The following is a 22,925-nucleotide window of genomic DNA, read 5'->3' on the forward strand; positions in this document are numbered from 1 at the left end:
TCGCCATCACCAGCAGCTGCCGTTGCTGTTGCCGGCATCGTTCGGCCCCGGCGTCTTCACGCCGGCGTCGTTGATGGTCAGCGCGCCGCAGGCGTCCTGCGCCTGCACGCCCTCGCCCGTGGCGGTGGCAGTGAAGGCCTGGCCCTTGTCGGCAGCCGGCATGTCCACCTTCACGCTGTAGTAGCCCTTCTCCGACTTCGCCGGATCGGCGAAACCGATGTCGGCCAGCGCTCCGTACTTGTTGTAGGTGGCGTAGTAGCGCTCCTGCGCGCTGGCGATGCGCAGCAGCAGTTCCTTGCCATCCGCGCGGCGCGCGCGGAACGCGTAGCGCCCGTAGGCCGGGATCGCGATCGCCGCGAGGATGGCGACAATCGCCACCACCACCATCAGCTCGATCAGGGTGAATCCGCGTGCATGCCGCATAAGCTGCCTCCGTTACTGTCCGCTGCCCAGCGCGCGCCAGGAACGACGACGCCAGTAGGTATCGCCGAAACCGATCGGACTGCCGTCCTTCTTCATGCTCACGCCAGGAAGGTAGATCTGGCCGCCGCCCATCGTGGTCGCGGCTGGCAGGAAGCCGCCGGTGGGTGGGTTGCGCACCAGCGCGCCGGCCTGCGCGTAGCCCGTCGGCCAGCCGGCGACCGTGCCGAAGTCCACGCCCTGGGCGGCACCTCCGGTGGCGGCGTCCACCAGCAATACCGCGCCCTGCGGCGCGGGATCGCAGGGATCGTTGTCCTGCGGGATCAGGGTGGTGATGATCGCGCGGTTGGTGTCGAACAGGGCGGTGGCGTCCACCACCACACGCTCGCCCTTGTTGAGCTGCGAACCATTGCTTGCGCCGGGAATGAACAGCTCGATGTACCAGCCGCGGATCGGCGTGCCCGCGTCGTTCACCGCCGGCACCTCGTTGGTGGTAAGCCCACGGATGCTGTCCGCCTCGGTGAGCGTCTGCTGCACCAGTGGCGTGGCGATGCTGCCGTCCACCACGGCGGCCTGTCCCGACCAGCCGCTGTCGCGGATGCCGTAGACAGCCTGCACCTTGGTGCTGGAGTCGATCTTGTTGTCCTCGCCGGAAAGGTATTTGCCGGTGCCGAACACCACCATGAAACCGCCCGAGGTGGGATCGGAGAACAGCCGCGGCATCACCGTCACCGGACGATCGCCGGCCACCTTGGGCTTGAAGAACAGCTCCACCTTCCAGTTGTCGGGGCTCGCGTCAGTGAGGTCGTAGCGCCACACGTTGCCTTGCAGATCGCCTGCAAAGGCCACATCGTCGATCTGGTCGTTCTCGTAGTCGCCCAGCACCGGCGTGGTGAGACCATAGCTGGTGGTACCGCTCGGCGTCTTCAGCTCCCTGAGCAGGACGCCGGTCTGCGCATCGAGCACGAACAGCGAGCTGTAGGTGTTGCACACCGGGTTGCCGCTGTTAGCGGCTTTCGTGCAGTCCACCGCCATCGTGCTGGGGAAATAGCCGCCCGGCACCAGCACCACCCACTTGCCATTGGCCAGCCGGCCGATGTTCGGACGGCCATAGGTGTAGCCGAGATTGTCGTGCTGGAATTCCCACAGCACCTTGGCACCGGGATCGCTCTCGCTGGCGCCGGGCTCGGTGATGTCCAGCGCGTACACGCCGCGCCCGCCCAGCCGCAGGCCACCAACCAGGATGGTGTGCCAGGCGGAGCCGAAGAACACGTCGCGACTTGCCGGCGTACCGTCCACCGAGGGCATGAATTCGAAGTCGTTCTGCGAGCTCCAGCCGGCGAGCCGCCCCCAGGCCGAGTACGGCACGTAGGCCCAGCGCTCCGCGCCCGGCGCCGGCGCCACGTCCACCGTCGACGGATCGGTGTCGCTGGTGGTGGCATCGAACGCGTGCAGCATGCCGTCGTTGGCGGCCACGTATACCGTGGGCGCGCGCCTGGCGTGGTCGTAGCGGAACTGCTCGTAACTCTTGCCCCTCATCGCGGCGGTCGCCTCGGGACTGCCCGCCGGCCAGCTGTCGCGATAGCCGCCGGTGGGACGCGCCACGTACAACGCCTGTGCGTTGATCACCGCACCGAACACCGAGTTGCGCTGGCGGAAGCCCTTGCCGTCCTTGCTCTGGTCGCCGCGCAGCCACGCCAGCCGGTCGCTGCCGTTCGGCGTGCCGCCGGCCGTGCCGAAGTTCGCGTCGAGCGCATTGATCGCGTCCACCACCGTATCGCCGCGGAACGCCGCGCCGTTGCCGCTGCCCGTACCGGTGCTGGTGAGGATTACCCGGGTATCACCGCCCTGGGCACGCGCATCCAGCAGGGCGCGTCCATTCCACAGTACCGTGGTGCCGATGCTGCCATCCGCGCCCACGCGCCTGGCCTGTACCGTGCCGCTCCAGTCGTTGGTGTCGTAGCCGGCCTGGTAGATCACCGTGCTGGTGCCCAGCACTGCAGCACTGAGGCTGCCGGCCACGGCGGTGGTGTTGCTGGCAATGATGCTCTTGATGATCTTCTGCAACGCGTCGATCAGCGCACCGGGGCTGCTGGCCGCGAAGAACTGGCCACGGCTGTTGAGCGCGGCATGCCACATGTCGTCGATGGCAGCCGGATCACTCCCGCTGGTGCTGCCGGTATCGGGCGGCACCGGCCATGCCGTGGTCCCTTTGCGCAGGTTCTGGTAGGTAGCGTCGTTGTTGACCAGATTGCCCGAGGCACCGAAACCGATCATGTACTGCACCAGATGCGGCCAGCTGGCTGGGTCATTGGCCGGGTTCCAATAGATCTCCTTGTTGCTGCGCGGATCGGCGCCCGCGCCCAGCGGCTTGCCGAACAGGCTGGTGCCCTGGTCCGGGATGTACGGGGGCACCTTGCGCCGGTTGGCTTCGGTCGCGAACAGGCTGCTGCCGGTCACGCCGGCCTGTAGGTCGGTGGCCCAGTACTTGAAGGCGATGTCCGCCATCGTGGCGATGCTGTTGTTCGCCTCGTTCCAGACGACCTTGCTTTCGGCATCGGTCGTACTGAAGGCCGTGCCATCCGGCAGGGTGAGGTTTTTGCGATCGTTGACGGTCGGCTGGGAAAGCTTGGGACCGTTCCACATGCCGTCGGTCATCTGGATATGGAAATTCTTTCGGCAGACCAGCTCCTTGCCGGTGTCCCTGTCGAAATACGGATTGCTGTCGACCGAACCGGTGCGATTGCTGAAATAGTCGCCCACGAGGACCGCGGCCTGCCGGTTCGGTGTGGCGCCCGTGGCCGGCATCGCATACAGCCAGTTGTAAAACCGGGTGCGCACGTTGTTGGTGTCCGTACCATCGACGAACTTGTAGATCCCGGTGTTGGTGCTGAGACTGTTCGAATTGATGTTCTGCCACGCTACGCGCATGTTCTCGCCGAACGGCGCATAGGCGCGCGAGATTGCGCTGACCGCAGCCATGGTGCGGGTGCGGTAGTAGGCGAACCAGTTCGCGAAGTTGGTCTTTTCAGCCGCGCTCGCATTGTTCAGCGACACCCAGGTCCAGTCGCCGCTCTTGTTGGCGTAGAGGGCAGTGACGGCCGCAGCGGCGAGCTGACCGTTGCTGGTCGGCAGGGTGCTGGCCGCCCGTGTGTACTTGTAGTAGCCGCCGCCGGTGTTATTGCAGAAACTGGCCTTGGAGAGATCAGTCGTGCTGGTCTTGCCCGTGGGGTTGCTCGGCCGGTTCGCCTGGATGCCGTTGTTCCATGCGCCGGTATACGGCGCGTCGGGCATGGCGGTCTTGCCATCCACCAGCATCGGCGGGTCGTAGGTATTGTCCGGGTTGTAGTAGACCCCGTTCATGCTCCAGGAGCGCGGATCGGCCGGATCGGTGATGCCGGGCGTGATCACGCCGGCACACAGGAATGGTGCCGCTCCTTTCGGAAAGGTGTAGTTGTCCTTGTCGGTCTGGCTGCTGTCGTTGCCGGTACCCCAGCTCTTGCCGTCGTATGGCCTGGCATCCGGCATGTGGTGCCAGTTCATCGAACCCGAATCGTCGAAAGTCAGTACCAGGTTCGGCGCCACCGTAGTGGTGGCCGCAGGTGGCCCGGGACTGAGTTCGACCGTGCCGGCCATCGAGGTGGCGCTGAAGCCGGCGCCGAGGCCGAGCAGCAGGCTGCCGAGCCCGGCGGAGAGGCGCTGACGGAAGGGATGAACGAGGCGCATGGTCGTGTCCTTGCCGCTCAGTTGCTCTTGGCCGCGAACGTGCTTTCAAGCGCGCGCACGGTGTTCGCGCTGCCGCCGGTGGAGCGCGCGGTGATGCGGTAGATGTGCTTGCTGATGTTGCCGGGGCCGCTGTCGGTGGAACTGGTCACTCCCGATTCGTGGGCACTGCCGCCGCCAGGCGGCTGCTCGGGCCCGAGATCCTCGATCAGGTAGCGCGGGTTTTCCGCCAGCTTCGCCAGCTCGCGTTGCTCGGCGCTGATCAGGGTGCTGCCGCTCATGTCCTGGAAAGCGAAGCTGTCCCCGCTGCCCTTGTATTCGACGGCACCGGCGGTGACCCAGCCGCTGTCGTCGCGGAATGCGGCGACGTCGTTCACCGGGTTCTGCGGGTCGTGGATGTAGCACTCGGTGATCACTATGGTTCCGCAAGCCACGCCGGCGCCGTTGCCGGCCGCGCTCCACAGCTTCCACTCGGCGCCGCGCAGCGCGGCCTCCGCGCCCATCTCGGCCAGCTGCGCGTTGCGCAATCCACCCACCATGCGCTCCTGCAGCAGCGAACGACTGCTGGCGCTGATCGCCAGCATGGTCATCAGCAGCAGGAAGATCAGTGCGACCACCAGCACGGCGCCGCGCTGGGCGCGGCCACCGGTGCCGCGCGCGATGCGCGCGGCGGGAATGCGGGAATGCGAGGACATGGGGCGGGCTCCTCAGGGGTTGTAGTTGCGCACCGAAACCAGCGCGCTGAACTCGCGCCGCAGCATCGTGTCGGCGAAGCCCTGCTCGGCCGGCGTCACCTTGCGCCCTGCTGCGCCAGGCGCTTCGGGCGTGGTGATGCCGTCACCGGCATAGGTGTAGTTGCGCTCGGCCATGCCCAGCGAAGCCAGGTCCTGCTGGCCATCCATCAGCAGGCGCACTTCGATGCTCTTGATACCGCGCCACAGGCAACCGACGTCACCGCCCAATGGGGCCTGCCACGAGGGTGAACAGGGAATGTCGCCATTGGCGCGAGTGTCCACGTCGCTGGCACCGAGGTAACGGGTGTTGCCGTTGCCGTCCTCGATGCCGTAGAGGAAATCCAGCCGCTCCACGCCGCGCACCACTTCCTCGGCATTGCCGTTCTCGCGGCGCATCAGCGCACCGGTGGTGCCGCCGCTGCCGTTGTCGACCACCTGCAGGTACCAGGTGACCGTCTTGTAGTCGCGGCTGAAGTTGAACAACCGCGGCGCCGACTGCGGCTGCTGCGCCTTGGGCCTGCTGTAATTGCCGGCGCCGGCATCCTGCGGGTAGAACGCGTTGCCCTGCAGGCTGGCCGCGAACACGCTGGCGTTGGAGCAGTCCGCCAGCATCAGCAGGTCGGGAGCGGCGTAATGGTCGGCGATCGCCGGCTCGCCCGCGGCCGGCACCACGGTGACGTGGTCGACCAGGCCGCCGGCACCCGGCACCACGATGCTGTTGCCCTCCAGCGACCAGCCAGCGCCGGCATCGAGGTAACGCAGGGTGAGCACGCTGGTGCCGACCACGCGGCTGCCCACGGCCTTGCCGGGCGCTGGCAGGCTGGCCGGCACGTTCGGTGCGCAACTGCTTTTGTCGCAGTCGTAGCCGCGCATGGAGAAATACGCCGGCAGGTAGTACGACTCGGCGGGCTTGGCCGGATACGGCGCCGCGCCCCAGGCCGTGGTCAGGTCGCTCAATGCGTTTTCGATGTCCGTCGCGTAGATGCGCGGCGCACGCAGGCCGTCCATGAACACGCCGGAGCCGCCCTGGGTCGCGGTACCGCCGGTATTGCTGCAGTACTGGCCGTTGGCCATGCGCAGGTCGCCGACCAGGCGGGTGATCGCGAAGCGTCCCTCCTCCTGCAACTGGGCCAGCTGGTTCTGTGCCCGGTTGCTGCTGGAGGTGGAGAGAAACACCGTGATGATGCCGGCGGCCACCAGCAGGCCCAGCACCATGGCCACCATCAGTTCGATCAGGCTGAAGCCGTGCGCACGCCCCCCGCGCGATGCCGTGTTCATGGCTGGAATCCCCAGGCGAAGGTCTGCGTGAAGGCGTCGCTGTGGTTCAGGTCGCCGGCGTGGCGCTCGCTCCAGCTGATCGTCATTTCGCAGTGACCGCCGTAGGGCGGCCGGCGATTGAGCTGGTCGGTGGGGTCATAACCCACGCTGCTGCGGTCGCAGGCGATTGCCGCATCCGCATCAGGCAGCAGGGCGGCAAGCATGCGGCTCCATTCCTGCTGGTCGCGGCTGGCCACGCTGATGGCGTTGCAAGCCGTGCTCTTGTCGCAGGCGGTGCTGCCAGTGATGGCGCCGTAGCTGGCCGCATCGTACGCTCCCCTCCACACGCCCGCCGGATTGGCGCGCATGCGGTCGGCCATGTTGCCGGCGAGAAAAGTGACCTGGGTGCGCAGGTAGGCCGCATGGTTGGAGCGCGTGGCCATCACCAGCAGACCGGCCAGGCCGACCAGGCCGACGCTGAAGATCAGCACCGCCACCAGCACCTCGACCAACGAAACGCCCCGCTGTCGCGACAGGACTCGCATGACCACTCCCCTGAATCGATAGGCCAGCAGGTTAGTGTCGCAAGTTATTTCGTCAAGTATTTGCGCGAATGAACGGCAAAAACTTGCCGACAGGCGGTATGCCGGTGTCACAAAACCTGACCGCCATCACGCACGCGGCGCCTGGACGGGAAGGATGCAGTACGCTGCAGACGGGCTTGAGGCACCCCCGACCCTCGCACCGGGAACGCCCCCCAGACGACAAAAGGCCCGCAATGATGCGGGCCTTTTGTCGTGACCTGGTGCCGGAAACAGGAGTCGAACCTGCGACCTACGCATTACGAATGCGCCGCTCTACCAACTGAGCTATTCCGGCGATGGCGAGCCGCGAAGTTTACGGGGCGGCCGGATGGGGTGCAAGCCGGGTCAGTCCGCCGACTGGCCGCTCTCCAGCACGCGCAGTTCCTTCGGCAGGGCGAAGGTGATGGTTTCCGGCTCGCCATCCAGCTCGCGCACCGCGCCAGCGCCCCAGGATTGCAGGCGGGCGATCACGTCGCGCACCAGTTTCTCGGGCGCGGAGGCACCTGCGGTAAGGCCGATGCGCTGCACGCCGTCCAGCCATTCGCGCTGGATGTGCTCGGCGCCGTCGATCAGGTGGGCGCGTACGCCCTGCTTCTCGGCCAGTTCGCGCAGGCGGTTGGAGTTGGAGCTGTTGACCGATCCGACCACCAGCATCAGGTCCACCGTGTCGGCGAGCCGGCGCACGGCGTCCTGACGGTTCTGCGTGGCGTAGCAGATGTCGTCCTTGCGCGGCCCCTCGATGTCGGGGAATTTCGCGCGCAGCGCAGTAATGATGGCCTTGGTGTCGTCCACCGACAGCGTGGTCTGGGTGACGTAGGACAGATCGTGCGGGAATTTCGGCGCCAACGCGGCCACGTCCTCCACCGATTCCACCAGCAGGATCTCGCCGGTGTTGGCGGTGTTCCACTGGCCCATCGTGCCTTCCACCTCGGGGTGGCCGGCGTGGCCGATCAGCACCACGCTGCGGCCGATGCGGCCCAGCCGCGCCACCTCCATGTGCACCTTGGTGACCAGCGGACAGGTGGCGTCGAACACCTTGAGGTCGCGCTGCTCGGCCTCCTCGCGCACGGCCTTGGAGACGCCGTGGGCGCTGAAGATCACCGTGGCGCCGTCGGGCACTTCGTGCAGCTCCTCCACGAACACCGCGCCATCGTGGCGCAGCTTGTCCACCACGTAGCGGTTGTGCACCACCTCGTGGCGCACGTAGATCGGCGCGCCGTACGACTCCAGCGCCCGTTCGACGATGGCGATGGCGCGGTCGACACCGGCGCAGAAACCGCGGGGATTGGCGAGCAGGATGTCCATGGATGCACCAGCAGAACGAAACCGGCGTAGGAGCGCACCCTGTGCGCGATGAGGCTTTTCGCGAAGGGCCGATCGCGCACAGGGTGCGCTCCTACGGGCAAGCATGGATTATCGCATGCCGCCCTGCCCCTTGCCGCCAAACAGGCCGAACGCCACCAGCAGCACCGCGCCCACGGTGATGCCGCAGTCGGCGAGGTTGAACACGGGGTAGTGCCACTGACCGAAGTACACATCGATGAAGTCGGTGACCTGGGCCGCGTGCAGGCGGTCGATCAGGTTGCCGATGGCGCCGCCGATGATCATCGAAAGCGGCAGCGCGGTGCGCCAGTCGTGGCGCGCGGTGCGTGCGAGCCACGCAACCAGTACCGCACTGATGATCAGCGCCAACGCCACGAAGAACCAGCGCTGCCAGCCGTTGCCCCAGGCGAGGAAGCTGAAGGCCGCACCGGGGTTGTAGGCCAGCGTCCAGTTGAGGAAGCCGGGAATCGCCGGGTGTGGCAGGCCCTCCGGCTGCAACGCGGCCAGAGCCCACCACTTGCTGAGCTGGTCGAGAACGATGACGACGGCGGAGAGCAGCAGCCAGGGGAGCGCGTTGGGTTTGGTGGTCATGGGCACACAGTCTGATTGGTTTTACTCCCTCTCCCCTTTGGGGAGAGGGCTGGAGTGAGGGGGCAATCTTGCCGTGAGGCCAAATCGGAGCGTATGTCAGGAAGGATTTCCGCGAGCACCCGCCCCTCACCTCGATCCTCTCCCCGGAGGGGAGAGGAGGAAAAGCAAAGCATCAGAACCAGCGGCGCATCTCGCCCGGCCCTTCCACGTTGCTCACGCAGCGGCTGCAGAGTTCCGGGTGGTCGGCGTGGCGGCCCACGTCATCGCGGCGATGCCAGCAGCGCACGCACTTGGCCGCCTCGCTGACCGTGGCCGAGACCCATACGTCGGCACCTTCCAGCTCGGTGAGCACGGCGTCGTCAGGCTGGCCGCCGGCCTTGTCCAGGCGCACGTCGGAGGTGATGAAGAAGAAGCGCAACTCCTCCAGCGCCGGTGCGTAGCGCGCCACTGTAGCCTCGTCGGCATGGATCGCCAGCTTCGCCTCCAGCGCGGCGCCGATCTGCCCGTCCTTGCGCATGCCTTCGAGCACGCGCGCGGCGGTATCGCGGATCGCCTGCAGATCCGCCCACCAGCGCCGTTGCTCCGGCGAAGCCTGCGTGGCGGCCAGGCCCTCGTACCAGGTTTCCAGCAGCACGCTCTCGCCCCTCTCACCGGGCAGCGCCTGCCAGATTTCCTCGGCGGTGAACGCCAGGATCGGCGCGAGCCAGCGCACCAGCGCCTCAGCAATGCGGTACATCGCACTCTGCGCGCTGCGCCGGCCGTGGCTGTCGGTGGGCATGGTGTAGAGGCGGTCCTTGGTGATATCGAGGTACAGCGCGCCCATCTCGTTGGTGCAGAAGTTCTGCACGCGCGCCACCACCTCGGGGAAGTCGTAGCGCTCGTAGGCGGCGACCACGGCCTGCTGCACGTCGTACGCCTGCTGCACCGCCCACTGGTCGAGCAGCAGGCTGTCTTCCACCTTCACCAGATGCTGCGCGGGATCGAAGCCGTCGAGGTTGCCGAGCAGGAAGCGCGCGGTGTTGCGCAGGCGGCGGTAGCCGTCCGACACGCGCTTGAGGATCTCGTCGGAGACGCTCATCTCGTTGCGGTAGTCGGCCGAGGCCACCCACAGGCGCAGCACGTCGGCGCCCAGCGTGTCCATCACTTTCTGCGGCGCCACCACGTTGCCCAGCGACTTGGACATCTTGCGGCCAAAAGCGTCCACGGTGAAGCCGTGGGTGAGCACGTCGTCGTAGGGTGCGCGGCCGTGGATCGCCGCCGAGGTGAGCAGCGAGGACTGGAACCAGCCGCGATGCTGGTCGGAGCCTTCGAGGTACATCACCTTGTATTGCGATGCGTTGCCCTGCTGCAGCTCGGGGCGCTGGCCGATCACGCCGAAGTGGGTGACGCCGGAGTCGAACCACACGTCGAGCACGTCGGTGACCTTGTCGTAATCCCTGGCCTGGTCGCCTAGCAGGTCGGCGGGATCGAGGTCATACCACGCGTCGATGCCACCCTGCTCCATGCGCCTGGCCACCTGCTCCATCAGCGCCACGGAATCGGGATGCGGTTCCTGCGTCGCCTTGTGCACGAACAGCGCGATCGGCACGCCCCAGGTGCGCTGGCGGCTGATGCACCAGTCCGGGCGGCCGGCCACCATGCCGGCGATGCGCTCCTCGCCCCAGCCCGGCACCCAGCGCACATCCTTGATCGACTTCAGCGCGGTGACGCGCAGGCCGGCCTGTTCCATGCCGACGAACCACTGCGGCGTGGCGCGGAAGATCACCGGCGTCTTGTGGCGCCAGCAGTTCGGGTAGCTGTGCTCGATCTTCGCGTGCGCCAGCAGCACGCCGCGCGTGCGCAGCAGCTCGACGATGGCGTCGTTGGCTTTCCACACGTGCATGCCGGCCAGGTCCAGGTCGCCGGCCTTCGGCGTGTCGTCGCGGTAGGTGCCGCGCGCGCCGATGTAGTTGAGCAGGCCGATGCCGTTCTCGCGGCCCACCACGAAGTCCTCCACGCCGTGGTCGGGCGAGGTGTGCACCGCGCCGGTACCGTCCTCGGCGCTGACGTGGTCGCCGAGGATCACCGGCACCACGCGCTCGTAGAACGGATGGTGCAGCTCCACGCCATTGAGCGCGGCGCCCATCGCATGGCCGAGGACCTTGCTCCCCTCTCCCTTCGGGAGAGGGGTTGGGGGTGAGGGTTCGGCAGAGCCGGGAAGCTGCGCTCCGCCCGTACCCTCATCCGCCCCTGCCGGGGCACCTTCTCCCGAAGGGAGAAGGGAATAGCGGGCCAGCGCCTTGTCGACCAGGGCGCTGGCGATCACCAGCAGCACGCGCCTGCCGTTGCGTGCCGGGCCTTCGACCAACGCGTATTCCAGTTCGGCACCCAGCGACACGGCCTGGCTTTCCGGCAACGTCCACGGCGTGGTGGTCCAGATCGGCACGGCCACGATGTCATCGCCCGCATCCACGCCGAACTTCGCGGCCAGCGCCTTGGCGTCCACCGCGTCGTAAGCCACGTCCACCGCCGGCGAGACCTTGTCGCCGTACTCGATCTCCGCCTCGGCCAGCGCCGAGCCGCAGTCGAAGCACCAGTACACCGGCTTGGCGCCGCGCACCACGTGGCCGTTGGCGACGATGCGCGACAGCGCGCGCACCATGTCGGCCTCGTACCTGAAGTCCATCGTGCGGTACGGGTTTTCCCAGTCGCCCAGCACGCCCAGGCGCTTGAAGCCGGCGCGCTGGGTGTCGATCTGCTCAGCGGCGTATTCGCGGCACTTCTGGCGGAACGCGCGGGCGTCGAGCTTCTCGCCCGGCTTGCCGTGCTGCTTCTCCACCGCGATCTCGATCGGCAGGCCGTGGCAGTCCCAACCCGGCACGTAGGGTGCGCGATGCCCGGCCAGCAAGCTGGAGCGCACCACCATGTCCTTGAGGATCTTGTTGACCGCGTGGCCGATATGGATCGCGCCGTTCGCGTAGGGCGGGCCGTCATGCAGCACGAACACCTTGTCACGCTCCGCCGTGGCTTGCTGGATGCGTGCGTAGCGGCCAGCCTTTTCCCAGTCGGCCAACCAGCCCGGCTCGCGCTTGGGCAGGTCGCCGCGCATCGGGAAATCCGTCTGCGGCAGGTTGATCGTGCTCTTGTAATCGGTGCTCATCGCTTCGGGTGCCTCGACTCGAGTCTCGCCCCGAAGCCGGCAGGCCCGAAGCGCTGTTGTGCCGCCCACCGCGCGCGGCGGCAGGCGCTCGCGCTGCAGGCGGATGCTTTCAAATAATAATGACGATCGCCGCGACTGCGCTGGTGCGCTCGCGGGCGGAGTACGGCAGGTTGGACTTTTCGCTGGTGCTCATGCGCGGGCCAGTACCGGATTCATGCCCAGGATTTCCCGGGCCGAGCGCGCATCATGATTCATCTGCGCCTTCAGTGCATCCAGATCGTCGAATTTCTGCTCGTCGCGCAGCTTGGCCACGAACTCCACCGCCATGCGCCGGCCGTAGAGGTCGCCCTCGAAATCGAACAGATGGGTTTCCAGCAGCGGCTGGCTGACCTGGTTCACCGTGGGCCGCACGCCCAGGCTGGCCACGCCTGGCCAGCTGCATTCGCCCTCGCCCAGCCCCACGCGCACCGCGAAGATGCCCTGCACCGGGCTGACCCGCTCGCGCAGGTGGATGTTGGCGGTGGGAAAGCCCAGCGTGCGGCCGAGCTGGTTGCCGTACTCCACCTTGCCTTCGATCACGAACGGACGGCCGAGCAGTGCGGCGGCACCGGCGAACTCGCCCGCTCCCAGCAACAGGCGCACGCGACTGGCCGAAATGCGGCTGTCGTCCAGCAGTACCTCGGGCATGGTGCAGGCCGTGAAACCCAGCTCGTCCCCCATCCGCTCCAGCAGGGCCACGTCGCCGGCGCGCTTGTGACCGTAGCGGAAGTCGCGACCCACCCAGACCTCGCGCGCGGCCAGCCGCTCGGCCAGCACGCGGCGCACGAAATCCTCGGCCGACATCGCGGCAAGCGCGGCGTTGAAGCGCAGCAGCAGCACCTGCGCCATGCCGGCCGCGGCGAAACCCTGCAGCTTCTCGCGCACGCTGGATAAGCGCGGCAGCGGCTCTTTCGAGAAGTACGCCCGTGGCAATGGCTCGAAGCTCACCACCACTGGTGCGCAGCCCAGCGCGGCCGCGCGCAGGCGCACCTCGGCCAGCAAGGCCTGGTGCCCGCGGTGCAGGCCGTCGAACGCGCCCACCGCCACCACGCTGCCGCCGGGCGCCAGGCACGGCCCCGCGACATCCCGGGAAAGTCTCGTCATCGGGGAAGTATATCGGGCCGCCATTCGCCGCTCACCCCGCCCGCAGGTCGCGCAACCGGAAGCCCGCGGCGAACAGGCCGCCCACGTAGGCCGCCGCGCCGGCCAGCACCAGTACGGCCAGGTGCCAGAGACGCGTGTGCACCGGCACTACCGTCCAGTGCGGCCAGAGCCACAGCCCGGCCAGCAGCACCGCCACCATCGCGGCGCAGGCGAACGCCAGCCGCAGCCAGTGGCGCAGCCAGCCCGGCTGCGGGTCATAGACACCGGCCCGCTTCAGCCAGTACCAGAGCTGGGCGAACTGCAGGTAGTTGGACAGCACGCTCGCCACCGCCAGCCCCACGTGCAGCCCGGGAATGGCTGCGATGCCCTGCAGCCAGCCCGCCTGGCGCTGTGCCGGCGTGGCCCACAGCAGGTACAGCACGGCCACCAGCAGCACGTTGAAGACCATGTTGCTGACCAGCGATACCACCGCCGCGCGCACCGGCGTGCGGGTGTCCTGGCGCGAGTAGAACGCCGGCAGCAACACTTTCACCAGCGCATAGGCGGGTACGCCGCAGCTCAGCGCCATGGTCGAGAGCGTGGTCATGCGCGTGTCGAACACGGTGTACTGCCCGTTCTGGAAGAACGCGCTGACCAGCGGCTCGGCCAGCAGCAGCAGCGCGCACGTCGCCGGCACGGCGATCAGCAGGGTGAGCCGCACGCCCCAGTCCAGCGCCTTCGAGAAACCCGCGCGATCGGTGCCCACGTGGTGGCGCGACAGCGCCGGCAGGATCACCGTGCCCAGCGCCACGCCGAACACGCCCAGCGGCAGCTCCAGGAAGCGGGTGGACTGGTACATCCAGGTCTGCGAACCGGTCACCAGCAGGGTGATCAGGATGGTGTCCAGCAGCAGGTTGATCTGCCCCACCGAGGCGCCGAACAGGGTCGGCACCATCAGCTTCATGATCCGTCGCACCGCTGGGTGCCGCCAGCCCCAGCGCGGCAGCGTCAGCAGGTCCAGCCCGCGCACCGCCGGCAGCAGGAACAGCAGTTGCAGCACGCCCGCCACCAGCACCGCCCAGCCCAGCGACATGATCGGCACCGCCAGCCGCGGCGCCAGCCACAGCGCGCCCACGATCATGCACACGTTGAGGATCACCGGCGCCATCGCCGGCAGGCCGAAGCGGTGGAAGCTGTTCAGCGCACCGCCCGCCAGGGCCGTCAGCGAGACGAACAACAGGTACGGGAACGTCAGCCGCAGCAGGTCCACGATCAGCGCGAACTTGGACGGCTCGTGCACCGCACCGGGCGCGAACACCACGGCCAGCTGCGGCGAGAACAGCATGCCCAGCGCCACCACCACCAGCAGCACGCCGCCGAGGGTGCCGGCCACGCGCGCGGTCAGCTCCTTCAACTCGGCATGGCTGCGGGTTTCCTTGATCTCGGTGAACACCGGCACGAAGGCGGTGGAGAACGAGCCCTCCGCGAACAGCCGGCGCATGAAGTTGGGGATGCGGAACGCGATGACGAAGGCGTCAGTGGCGGCCGAGGCGCCGAACACGTGGCTCATCGCCACGTCCCGGGCCAGCCCGAGCACGCGCGAAACCATGGTCATGCTGCTGAACGAGAGCAGCCCGCGGAGCATGCTGGGCGACTTCATGCGTCGAGGTGGCCTTCTGTGGCGTGCAAAGGGCGCACAGTTTGACAGCCGGCGCGGGCAAGATCACCGCCGGATCATGACCGAACGCGGGCAACGCGGTGAACGGGCACCATTCCGACGCAGCCCGGTTTTGTCCGTCATCCCGGCGAAAGCCGGGATCCAGCGTCTGTAGACCATTGAACGCAAAGGCGCTGGATTCCTGCTTCCGCAGGGACGACGAACATGAAACCGATTGGCCGGACCCTTCCTAAATGCTTGACGCATGGGCGAATCGACCGCATAATTCTCCTCTTTCTCCAACCTGCAACCCGCGATTCGGGAGTTCTACCTTGGCCAACATCAAGTCCGCGAAGAAGCGTGCGCGCCAGTCCGAGCAGCGCCGCCTGCGCAACATCAGCGCCCGTTCCATGGTGCGCACCGCGCTGAAGAAGGTCGTCAAGGCCATCGAGGCCAAGGACAAGGCAGCCGCCGTTGAAGCCTTCGCCGCCGCCCAGCCGGTGATGGACCGCTACGCCTCGCGTGGCCTGATCCACAAGAACAAGGCCGCCCGCCACAAGAGCCGCCTGAACGCGAAGATCCGCGAACTGGCGTAAGCCGCTTCGTCCTGCGCGTCACGAAAAAGCCGGCTTGCGCCGGCTTTTTTTCTTGCTTGCCCGGATTGGCCCCGTAGGAGCGCACCCTGTGCGCGATGGCTCTGGCGCCTGATCGAAGCGAAAAGCCATCGCGCACAGGGTGCGCTCCTACCCAGGCATCGAGCACGGAGAGAATCACCGGCAGGCGTCGATCGCCTGCGCCAGCCGCTCCACTCCCACCACTTCCAGCTCGCCCACGCGACCGGACTTCGGCGCGTTCGCCTTCGGCACGATGGCGCGGCGGAAGCCGTGGTGCGCGGCCTCCTTCAGGCGCTCCTCGCCGTTCGGCACCGGACGGATCTCGCCGGACAGGCCCACCTCGCCGAAGGCGATGGTCTTCTCGGGCAGCGGCCGGTCGCGCAGCGAGGAGAGCACCGCCAGCAGCGCCGGCAGGTCCGCTGCCGTCTCCTGCACGCGGATGCCGCCCACCACGTTGATGAACACGTCCTGGTCGTAGGCGGCCACGCCGCCGTGCCGGTGCAGCACGGCCAGCAGCATCGCCAGACGGTTCTGCTCCAGGCCCAGCGCCACGCGGCGCGGATTGCCCAGCGAGCTCTGGTCCACCAGCGCCTGCACCTCGACCAGCAGCGGCCGCGTGCCCTCGCGGGTCACCATCACCGCGCTGCCCGGTGTGGGGCCCGCGTGCGCGGAGAGGAAGATCGCCGAAGGATTCGGCACTTCGCGCAGGCCCTTGTCGCCCATCGCGAACACGCCCAGCTCGTTGACCGCGCCGAAGCGGTTCTTGAACGCGCGCAGCACGCGGAAGCGCGAGCCGGATTCGCCCTCGAAGTACAGCACCGCGTCCACCATGTGCTCCAGCACGCGTGGGCCGGCGATGCCGCCTTCCTTGGTGACATGGCCGACCAGGAACACGCTGGTGCCGGTCTCCTTGGCGAAGCGCGTGAGCCGCGCCGCCGATTCGCGCACCTGCGACACCGAACCCGGCGCCGCGGTGAGCAGCTCGGTCCAGATCGTCTGGATCGAGTCGATCACCAGCACGCGCGGCCGCGCGATCGCGGCCTGTTCCAGGATGCGCTCGATGCAGGTTTCGGCCAGCGCCTGCAAGGGCTCCAGCGGCAGGCCGAGGCGTTGTGCGCGCGCGGCCACCTGGGCCAGCGATTCCTCGCCGGTGACATAGACGCTGGGCAGCTGCACGCCCAGCGTGCCCAGCATCTGCAGCAGCAGGGTGGACTTGCCGATGCCCGGATCGCCGCCCACTAGCACCACCGAACCTTCCACCAGGCCGCCGCCCAGCACGCGGTCCAGCTCGCCGATGCCGGTGAGCGTGCGCGCCTCGGCCGTCACGGCGACTTCGGTCAGCGGCATCACTTTCGGGGAACCTGCCGCCTTGCCCGCATAGCCGCCGCGCGCGGCGCCCGCCGACTTCACCGCCGGCTGCAGCACGATCTCGGAAAGCGTGTTCCACGCCCCGCACTCCACGCACGAGCCCTGCCACTTGGGATGCTCGGCGCCGCAGTCGGTGCAGACGTAGGCGGTCTTGGCCTTGGCCATGGGGAATTCCGCTCCTTGTGAATAGTGCGGCCAAGGATGGCCGCCCGTCTGATTCACGCGCTCATGGACGAGCGCGGAAACGACCTGAAGAGTAACCGGCATCCATCGCAAGCGACGAGACAGTGGCGCCGATGCAGGACGTCAGCCTTCGTCCTCGACGAACAACACGCGCCGGGTCATGCCGCAGGTGAGGTCGTAGCCGATGGTGCCGGCATCGGCGGCCACGGTTTCCACCGGCAGGCCCTCGCCCCACAGGGTGACGCGGTCGCCCACCTTCGCCTGCGGCGCTGCGCGCAGGTCCAGCGTGATCAGGTCCATCGACACGCGGCCGATCAGGGGTACGCGCTGCCCATCCACCAGTACCGGTGTGCCGGCCGCGGCGCTGCGCGGGTAGCCGTCGCCGTAGCCCACCGCGGCCACGCCCACCGGCATGTCCTCAGGGCAGGTCCAGGTACCGTTGTAGCCGATGCGCTCGCCCTTGGCCGCCGGATTGATCGCGATCAGTCGCGTGGTCAGCGTCATCGCGGGGCGGAAACCGAAGTCGGCCCCGTTCTTGCCGTCTACCACCGACAGGCCGTACAGCAGGCCGCCGCTGCGTACCCAGTTGGCACGCGCCTCGGGCCAGCCCAGCACGGCGGCCGAGTTGGACAGCGAACGCGGACCGTCCAGACCCCGTGTCACTTCGTTGAAGCGCGCGATCTGCGTGCGCGTGACGTCGCCGTCGAACACCTCCGATTCGGAGAAGTGCGTGAGCAGGCCGATCTCGGGATCGATGCCAGGCAATACGCCAAGCCGCGCATGCACTTCGGCCACACGTTCAGGCGCAAAACCCAGGCGATGCATGCCGCTGTCGATCTTCAGCCACACACGCAGGCGGCCGCGCGTCGCGCTGGCCTCGGACAACCAGGCCAGTTGCGCTTCGTGATGGATCGCCGCTTCCAGCCCCAGCCGTTGCATTTCGGCGATATCGCCAGGCTGGTCGGGGCCGGACAGCACCACGACGCGCTGGCGATGCCCCGCCGCGCGCAGGCGCAAACCATCGCCCAGCGCGGCCACCGCGAAGCATTCGGCCCCGGCATCCAGTGCGCGCGCGACGCGCTCCAGCCCGTGGCCGTAGGCATCGGCCTTGACCACGGCCATCACCTTCGCCGGCGCGGCCATGGCCTTGATGCGGGCGAGATTGTGGCGCAGGGCGCCGAGATGGATGGTGGCGACGGTGGTGCGGCTCATGCGTTGCGCGCGATTACTCGAACCCGCCCACGAACGAGTCGGCGGCGTAATTCTCGAACTTGGTGTAGTGGCCGAGGAAGGTCAGCTTCACCGTATCGGTGGGGCCGTTGCGCTGCTTGCCGATGATGATCTCGGCCAGGCCCTTGTCCGCCGATTCCTTGTTGTAGTACTCGTCGCGGTAGATGAACATGATCACGTCCGCGTCCTGCTCGATGGCGCCCGACTCGCGCAGGTCCGACATCATCGGCCGCTTGTCGGCGCGCTGTTCCAGCGAGCGGTTCAACTGCGAGAGGGCGATCACGGGCACGTTGAGTTCCTTGGCGAGCCCCTTCAGTGAACGCGAGATTTCTGAAATCTCGGTGGCGCGGTTCTCCTTGTTCCCGGGCACCTGCATCAGCTGCAGGTAATCGATCACGATCAGGCCCAGTCCGCCGTGCTCGCGGTGCAGGCGGCGCGCGCGCGAGCGCAGCTCCACCGGCGACAGGCCGGGCGTGTCGTCGATGAAGATCTTCGCCTCGGACAGGATCGCGATGGCGTTGGAGACGCGCGGCCAGTCCTCCTCGGCCAGGTCGCCGTTGCGCAGGTGCTGCTGGTGGATGCGGCCCACCGAGGAGATCAGGCGGAACGCCAGCTGCGAGGCGGACATTTCCATCGAGAACACCACCACCGCCTTCTTCGCGCGCAGCGCGGCGCTCTCGGCGATGTTCAGCGCGAACGCGGTCTTGCCCATCGAAGGACGCGCGGCCACGATGATCAGGTCGGAGGGCTGCAGGCCCGAGGTGAGGTTGTCGAGGTCGCTGAAGCCGCTGGTGATGCCGGTGAGCTGGCCGCGGTTCTCGTAGCGCTCGGTGAGCAGGCGGAAGGCGTCCTTCACCGCCTCGCGCATCGAGACCGAATCCTTCTTGCCGCGCGCGCCGGATTCGGCGATTTTGAACACCGCCTGCTCGGCGCTCTCCAGCACCTCGTGCACGCTCTTGCCTTCGGGACGGTAGCCGTCCTCGGTGATCGCGGTGCCGGCGTCGATCAGCTGGCGCAGCACCGACTTCTCGCGCACGATTTCCGCGTAGGCGGCGATGTTCGCCGCGCTGGGCGTGCTGTTGGCCAGCTCGATGAGATAGCTGGCGCCACCGACCATCTCGGCCAGGCCGTTGGCCTCGAACCAGTCGCCCAGGGTCACCGCGTCGCAGAGCATGCCCTTGATCGCCAGCTCGTTGATCGCACGCCAGATCAGGCGATGGTCGCGGCGATAGAAGTCCTCTTCGCCAAGGCGGTCGGCCACCTTGTCCAGCGCGCTCTGCGCCAGCATCAGGCCGCCCAGCACCGCCTGCTCGGCGTCGATGGAATGCGGCGGCACGCGCAGCGCCTCGATGGCCGGCGACGAAGGCTTGCGATCGGGCACGAAGGACATCGGGCTACCTCGGGAAGACAAAGCGGCCGCGGCTGCGGCACGCACGGACGCATGGCGACGCGCCAAGCTCACATGATGCGCGGCGGCGTCTCACGGGTCGAGATGGAATCCTGTGGAAAAGCTGGGGAAAGTTGGGGATAACCGGTTCGCTTTCCCGTCGCCGTTTCCGCCAGGCCAAAACAAACGGGCGCCCGAAGGCGCCCGTTCGCAGAACGTGCAGCGGCGACCTTACTTCTTCTCGCCGACCACGATCACCTTGACGCTGGTCTGCACGTCGGCGTGCAGGTGGATGGCCACCTCGAACTCGCCGGTGTTGCGCAGCGGGCCTTCGCCCAGGATGACCTCGCCCTTGTGGATGTCGTGGCCGATCGCCTGCAACGCCTCGGCGATATCGCGCGGACCCACCGAGCCGTACAGCTTGCCCTCGGGGCTGGCGTGCGCCTCGATCGTCACCGACACCTCGGCCAGCTTCGCCTGGCGGGCCTCGGCCTCGCTCAGCGCGTTCTTGGCGCGCGCCTCGTACTCGGCGCGGCGCTGCTCGAACGCGGCCAGGTTGGCGGCGTTCACGCGCACCGCCTTGCCCTGCGGGATCAGGAAGTTGCGGCCGTAGCCCGGCTTCACGCTGACCTTGTCACCGAGGTCGCCGAGGTTGCGGACTTTCTGCAGAAGAATGAGTTCCATGGGTATTCCTTTTCGTTAGCGCCGAAATGGCAGGCGCAGCCGTGGACGGGTGTCCGAAGGGTTCCGCTCCCCCACCCTTGCGGGCGAGGGAGCGAAGGCACGATCAAACGTCGTGGTTGTCGGTGTACGGCAGCAGCGAGAGGAAGCGCGCGCGCTTGATCGCGGTCGCCAGCTGGCGCTGGTAGCGCGCCTTGGTGCCGGTGATGCGGCTGGGCACGATCTTGCCGTTCTCGGTGACATACTGGCGCAGGGTGTTGAGATCCTTGTAGTCGATCTCCTTCACCTTCTCCGCGGTGAAGCGGCAGAATTTGCGGCGGCGGAAAAACTTGGACATGGTCTGGGCTCCTCTCAGTCGTCGCTGTCGCGGTCGTTGCCACGGCTGTCGCCGTCGCTGTCGCTGTCGTCGTCGCGGCGGCGCGACGAACGGGCATCATCCTTTTCCTTGCTCTTGAGGATGAAGGACGGCTCGGTGTCGGCGGCGTCGCGCTTGATGACGAGGTGGCGCAGCACGGCGTCGTTGAAACGGAAGCCCGACTCCAGCTCGCTCAGCGCGTTCTGGCCGACTTCGATGTTCAGCAGCACGTAGTGCGCCTTGGCCAGGTTGACGATCGGATAGGCCAGCTGGCGGCGGCCCCAGTCCTCCAGGCGGTGGATCTTGCCGCCGTCGGCCTCGATCAGCGCCTTGTAGCGCTCGATCATCGCCGGGACCTGCTCGCTCTGGTCAGGGTGGACCAGAAACACGACTTCGTAATGTCGCAGGGACATCGTGGTTCGACTCCTTGTGGATGCGGCCGGAATGGCCTCGCAGCCTCCCGCCGGATGCGGTGAGGCAAGTGTCCGTCACGCCCCTTGCAGGGTGGACAGAAGCGGAATTGTACGCGGAACGCCAAGGGAGACGCAAGTAACTGAATTTATTTAGCAGTGCGGCCATGGATGGCCGCCCGTTCGACTTTTGCGCCCACGGACGAGCGGCACAGGTGCCGCCCGCCGCGCTCAGCCCACCGTGAAACTCTCGCCGCAGCCGCATTCGCCGGTGGCGTTGGGGTTGTGGAACACGAAGCTGGCGTTGAGCCCCTGGCGGCGGAAGTCGATCACGGTGCCGTCCACCAGCGGCAGGCTCTTGTCGTCCACCACCAGCGGCACGCCGTCGACCTCGAGCACGCGGTCGTCCTCGCCCGCGACGGTGGCCAGATCCACCACGTAGCCGAAGCCGGAGCAGCCGGTGCGTTTCACGCCGAAGCGCACGCCGGCGGCGTCCGGCGTCTGCGCGAGGAACTGGCGCATGCGTTCACTGGCGGCGGGGGTGATCGTGATGGTCATGGCAGGTTGGTGAATTCGTGCAAAAAGCGGGAACCGCGCACGCCAGACGGGTCGCGACGCGGGCAAGGGCTACATTATCATGCCGGTTTGTCCACGCGCTCCGCAGGATGCGCGTTCCAGCGATTTCATGCACCCACGAGATGTGGTGCACCAACGGGAGTTTCAATCCATGACGGCGGTCCGCCCCACGGCATGCAGTGTGAAGCAGGCACTTTCCGGCAAGCTCGAAGCCGGCAGCTCCGTGACCGTGCGCGGCTGGGTGCGCACCCGCCGCGACTCCAAGGCCGGCCTGTCTTTCGTCAGCGTCACCGACGGCTCCTGCTTCGACCCCATCCAGGCGGTGGCTCCAGCCACGCTGGCCAATTACGACGGTGAAGTAAAACACTTGACTGCCGGCGCCGGCGTGATCGTCTCGGGCACCCTGGTCCCCTCGCAGGGCAAGGGCCAGGCGTTCGAGATCCAGGCCGACCGCATCGAGGTCACCGGCTTCGTGGACGATCCGGAGACCTATCCGATCCAGCCCAAGCAGCACTCGATGGAGTTCCTGCGCGAGGTCGCCCACCTGCGCCCGCGCACCAACCTGTTCGGCGCGGTGACGCGCGTGCGCCACACCATGATGACGGCGATCCACCGCCATCTCACCGAGCAGGGCTTTTTCTGGATCAACACGCCGATCATCACCACCTCGGACGCCGAGGGCGCCGGCGACATGTTCCGCCTGTCCACGCTGGACCTGGCCAACCTGCCGCGCACACCGGACGGCAAGATCGACTTCCGCAAGGACTTCTTCGGCCGCGAGGCCTTCCTCACCGTGTCCGGCCAGCTCAACGTGGAGGCCTACTGCCTCGCGATGAGCAAGGTCTACACCTTCGGCCCCACCTTCCGCGCCGAGAACTCCAACACCCCGCGCCACCTCGCCGAGTTCTGGATGGTGGAGCCGGAGATCGCCTTCGCCGACCTCGCGGCCGACGCCGACTGCGCCGAGGGCTTCCTCAAGGCGATTTTCAAGGCGGTGCTGGAGGAGCGTCCGGACGACATGGCGTTCTTCGCCGAACGCGTGCTGCCGGAAGCCGTCACCCGGCTGGAAACCTTCATCGCGCAGCCGTTCGAGCGCATCGACTACACCGAAGCGGTGGACATCCTCAGGAAATCCGGGCAGAAATTCGAATACCCGGTGGCCTGGGGCATCGACCTGCAGACCGAGCACGAACGTTACCTGGCCGAGAAACATATCGGCCGTCCGGTTGTCGTAATGAACTACCCCGAGGCGATCAAGGCCTTCTACATGCGCCTCAACGACGACGAAAAGACCGTGGCGGCGATGGACGTGCTGGCGCCGGGCATCGGCGAAATCATCGGCGGCAGCCAGCGCGAGGAGCGCCTGGACTACCTCGACCGCCGCATGGTGCAGTTCGGCCTCGACCCCATGACCTATGGCTGGTACCGCGACCTGCGCCGCTATGGCACGGTGCCCCATGCCGGCTTCGGCCTCGGTTTCGAGCGCCTGCTGGTCTACGTCTGCGGTCTCTCCAACATCCGCGACGCCATCCCCTATCCGCGTGCGGCAGGGACGGCCGAATTCTGAGTAC

General features: G+C 67.4%; 19 protein-coding genes and 1 tRNA gene. 2 read left to right on the forward strand and 18 right to left on the reverse strand.

The window, feature by feature from the left end; all coding sequences use genetic code 11:
• Nucleotides 1-6 precede the first annotated feature (6 nt).
• The 11 genes from ABQJ54_RS14920 to murJ all read right to left on the reverse strand — a co-directional run bounded on the left by ABQJ54_RS14920 (nucleotide 7) and on the right by murJ (nucleotide 14,538).
• The gene (locus tag ABQJ54_RS14920) at nucleotides 7-423 is read right to left on the reverse strand and encodes a type IV pilin protein (protein ID WP_367855108.1); all 417 of its coding nucleotides are present in this window, start codon (nucleotides 421-423) and stop codon (nucleotides 7-9) included.
• 12 nt (nucleotides 424-435) lie between these two features.
• Nucleotides 436-4,146, reverse strand: coding sequence for a pilus assembly protein (locus ABQJ54_RS14925; RefSeq protein ID WP_367855109.1), 3,711 nt, complete (start codon nucleotides 4,144-4,146; stop codon nucleotides 436-438).
• Between the two features lie 17 nt (nucleotides 4,147-4,163).
• Nucleotides 4,164-4,838, reverse strand: coding sequence for a pilus assembly PilX family protein (locus ABQJ54_RS14930; RefSeq protein ID WP_367855110.1), 675 nt, complete (start codon nucleotides 4,836-4,838; stop codon nucleotides 4,164-4,166).
• A gap of 12 nt (nucleotides 4,839-4,850) precedes the next feature.
• Nucleotides 4,851-6,155, reverse strand: a complete 1,305-nt coding sequence (locus tag ABQJ54_RS14935; RefSeq protein ID WP_367855111.1) for a PilW family protein — start codon at nucleotides 6,153-6,155, stop codon at nucleotides 4,851-4,853.
• On the reverse strand, nucleotides 6,152-6,679 hold the full coding sequence (pilV, locus tag ABQJ54_RS14940; protein WP_367855112.1) for a type IV pilus modification protein PilV: 528 nt from the start codon (nucleotides 6,677-6,679) through the stop codon (nucleotides 6,152-6,154). The genes ABQJ54_RS14935 and pilV overlap by 4 nt, the downstream gene beginning before the upstream one ends.
• A 258-nt stretch (nucleotides 6,680-6,937) precedes the next feature.
• A tRNA-Thr gene (locus tag ABQJ54_RS14945) sits at nucleotides 6,938-7,013 on the reverse strand.
• 50 nt (nucleotides 7,014-7,063) lie between these two features.
• Nucleotides 7,064-8,023, reverse strand: coding sequence for a 4-hydroxy-3-methylbut-2-enyl diphosphate reductase (ispH, locus tag ABQJ54_RS14950; protein ID WP_367855113.1), 960 nt, complete (start codon nucleotides 8,021-8,023; stop codon nucleotides 7,064-7,066).
• 108 nt (nucleotides 8,024-8,131) lie between these two features.
• Nucleotides 8,132-8,632 carry a signal peptidase II gene (lspA, locus tag ABQJ54_RS14955; protein ID WP_367855114.1) on the reverse strand — a complete coding sequence of 167 codons (501 nt, stop codon included), beginning with the start codon at nucleotides 8,630-8,632 and terminating at the stop codon, nucleotides 8,132-8,134.
• Between the two features lie 172 nt (nucleotides 8,633-8,804).
• On the reverse strand, nucleotides 8,805-11,771 hold the full coding sequence (locus tag ABQJ54_RS14960; protein WP_367855115.1) for an isoleucine--tRNA ligase: 2,967 nt from the start codon (nucleotides 11,769-11,771) through the stop codon (nucleotides 8,805-8,807).
• Nucleotides 11,772-11,960: 189 nt separating this feature from the next.
• Nucleotides 11,961-12,914 (reverse strand): bifunctional riboflavin kinase/FAD synthetase, encoded by a 954-nt coding sequence (locus tag ABQJ54_RS14965; RefSeq protein WP_367855116.1) that lies wholly within the window; start codon nucleotides 12,912-12,914, stop codon nucleotides 11,961-11,963.
• Between the two features lie 31 nt (nucleotides 12,915-12,945).
• Nucleotides 12,946-14,538: a murein biosynthesis integral membrane protein MurJ gene (murJ, locus tag ABQJ54_RS14970; RefSeq protein ID WP_367855117.1), complete on the reverse strand. Its 1,593-nt coding sequence runs from the start codon at nucleotides 14,536-14,538 to the stop codon at nucleotides 12,946-12,948.
• 344 nt (nucleotides 14,539-14,882) lie between these two features.
• On the opposite strand from murJ, the gene rpsT reads away from it, so the two are divergent.
• Complete coding sequence (gene rpsT, locus ABQJ54_RS14975; RefSeq protein ID WP_077483432.1) at nucleotides 14,883-15,146, forward strand: 30S ribosomal protein S20; 264 nt, start codon at nucleotides 14,883-14,885, stop codon at nucleotides 15,144-15,146.
• A 174-nt stretch (nucleotides 15,147-15,320) separates the two neighbouring features.
• Here rpsT and radA read toward each other — a convergent pair whose 3' ends face one another.
• The 7 genes from radA to ABQJ54_RS15010 form a co-directional block, all read right to left on the reverse strand.
• A complete protein-coding gene (gene radA, locus ABQJ54_RS14980; RefSeq protein ID WP_367855118.1) occupies nucleotides 15,321-16,697 on the reverse strand; it encodes a DNA repair protein RadA in 1,377 nt (458 codons plus the stop codon).
• A 141-nt stretch (nucleotides 16,698-16,838) separates the two neighbouring features.
• Nucleotides 16,839-17,927, reverse strand: coding sequence for an alanine racemase (alr, locus tag ABQJ54_RS14985; protein ID WP_367855119.1), 1,089 nt, complete (start codon nucleotides 17,925-17,927; stop codon nucleotides 16,839-16,841).
• A 13-nt stretch (nucleotides 17,928-17,940) separates the two neighbouring features.
• The gene (locus ABQJ54_RS14990) at nucleotides 17,941-19,335 is read right to left on the reverse strand and encodes a replicative DNA helicase (protein WP_367855120.1); all 1,395 of its coding nucleotides are present in this window, start codon (nucleotides 19,333-19,335) and stop codon (nucleotides 17,941-17,943) included.
• Nucleotides 19,336-19,563: 228 nt separating this feature from the next.
• Nucleotides 19,564-20,016 (reverse strand): 50S ribosomal protein L9, encoded by a 453-nt coding sequence (gene rplI, locus ABQJ54_RS14995; protein WP_367855121.1) that lies wholly within the window; start codon nucleotides 20,014-20,016, stop codon nucleotides 19,564-19,566.
• A gap of 103 nt (nucleotides 20,017-20,119) precedes the next feature.
• Nucleotides 20,120-20,350 carry a 30S ribosomal protein S18 gene (gene rpsR / locus ABQJ54_RS15000; protein WP_077483437.1) on the reverse strand — a complete coding sequence of 77 codons (231 nt, stop codon included), beginning with the start codon at nucleotides 20,348-20,350 and terminating at the stop codon, nucleotides 20,120-20,122.
• A gap of 14 nt (nucleotides 20,351-20,364) precedes the next feature.
• The gene (gene rpsF / locus ABQJ54_RS15005) at nucleotides 20,365-20,781 is read right to left on the reverse strand and encodes a 30S ribosomal protein S6 (RefSeq protein WP_367855122.1); all 417 of its coding nucleotides are present in this window, start codon (nucleotides 20,779-20,781) and stop codon (nucleotides 20,365-20,367) included.
• A gap of 228 nt (nucleotides 20,782-21,009) precedes the next feature.
• Entirely contained in the window at nucleotides 21,010-21,336 is a 327-nt protein-coding gene (locus ABQJ54_RS15010; protein WP_367855123.1) for a HesB/IscA family protein, read from the reverse strand.
• 169 nt (nucleotides 21,337-21,505) lie between these two features.
• Between ABQJ54_RS15010 and asnS the strand changes: the two genes are divergently transcribed.
• The gene (gene asnS / locus ABQJ54_RS15015) at nucleotides 21,506-22,921 is read left to right on the forward strand and encodes an asparagine--tRNA ligase (protein WP_367855124.1); all 1,416 of its coding nucleotides are present in this window, start codon (nucleotides 21,506-21,508) and stop codon (nucleotides 22,919-22,921) included.
• The last annotated feature ends 4 nt before the right edge of the window (nucleotides 22,922-22,925 follow it).

Source organism: Rhodanobacter lycopersici (assembly GCF_040812335.1).
GTDB classification, from domain to species: domain Bacteria; phylum Pseudomonadota; class Gammaproteobacteria; order Xanthomonadales; family Rhodanobacteraceae; genus Rhodanobacter_A; species Rhodanobacter_A lycopersici.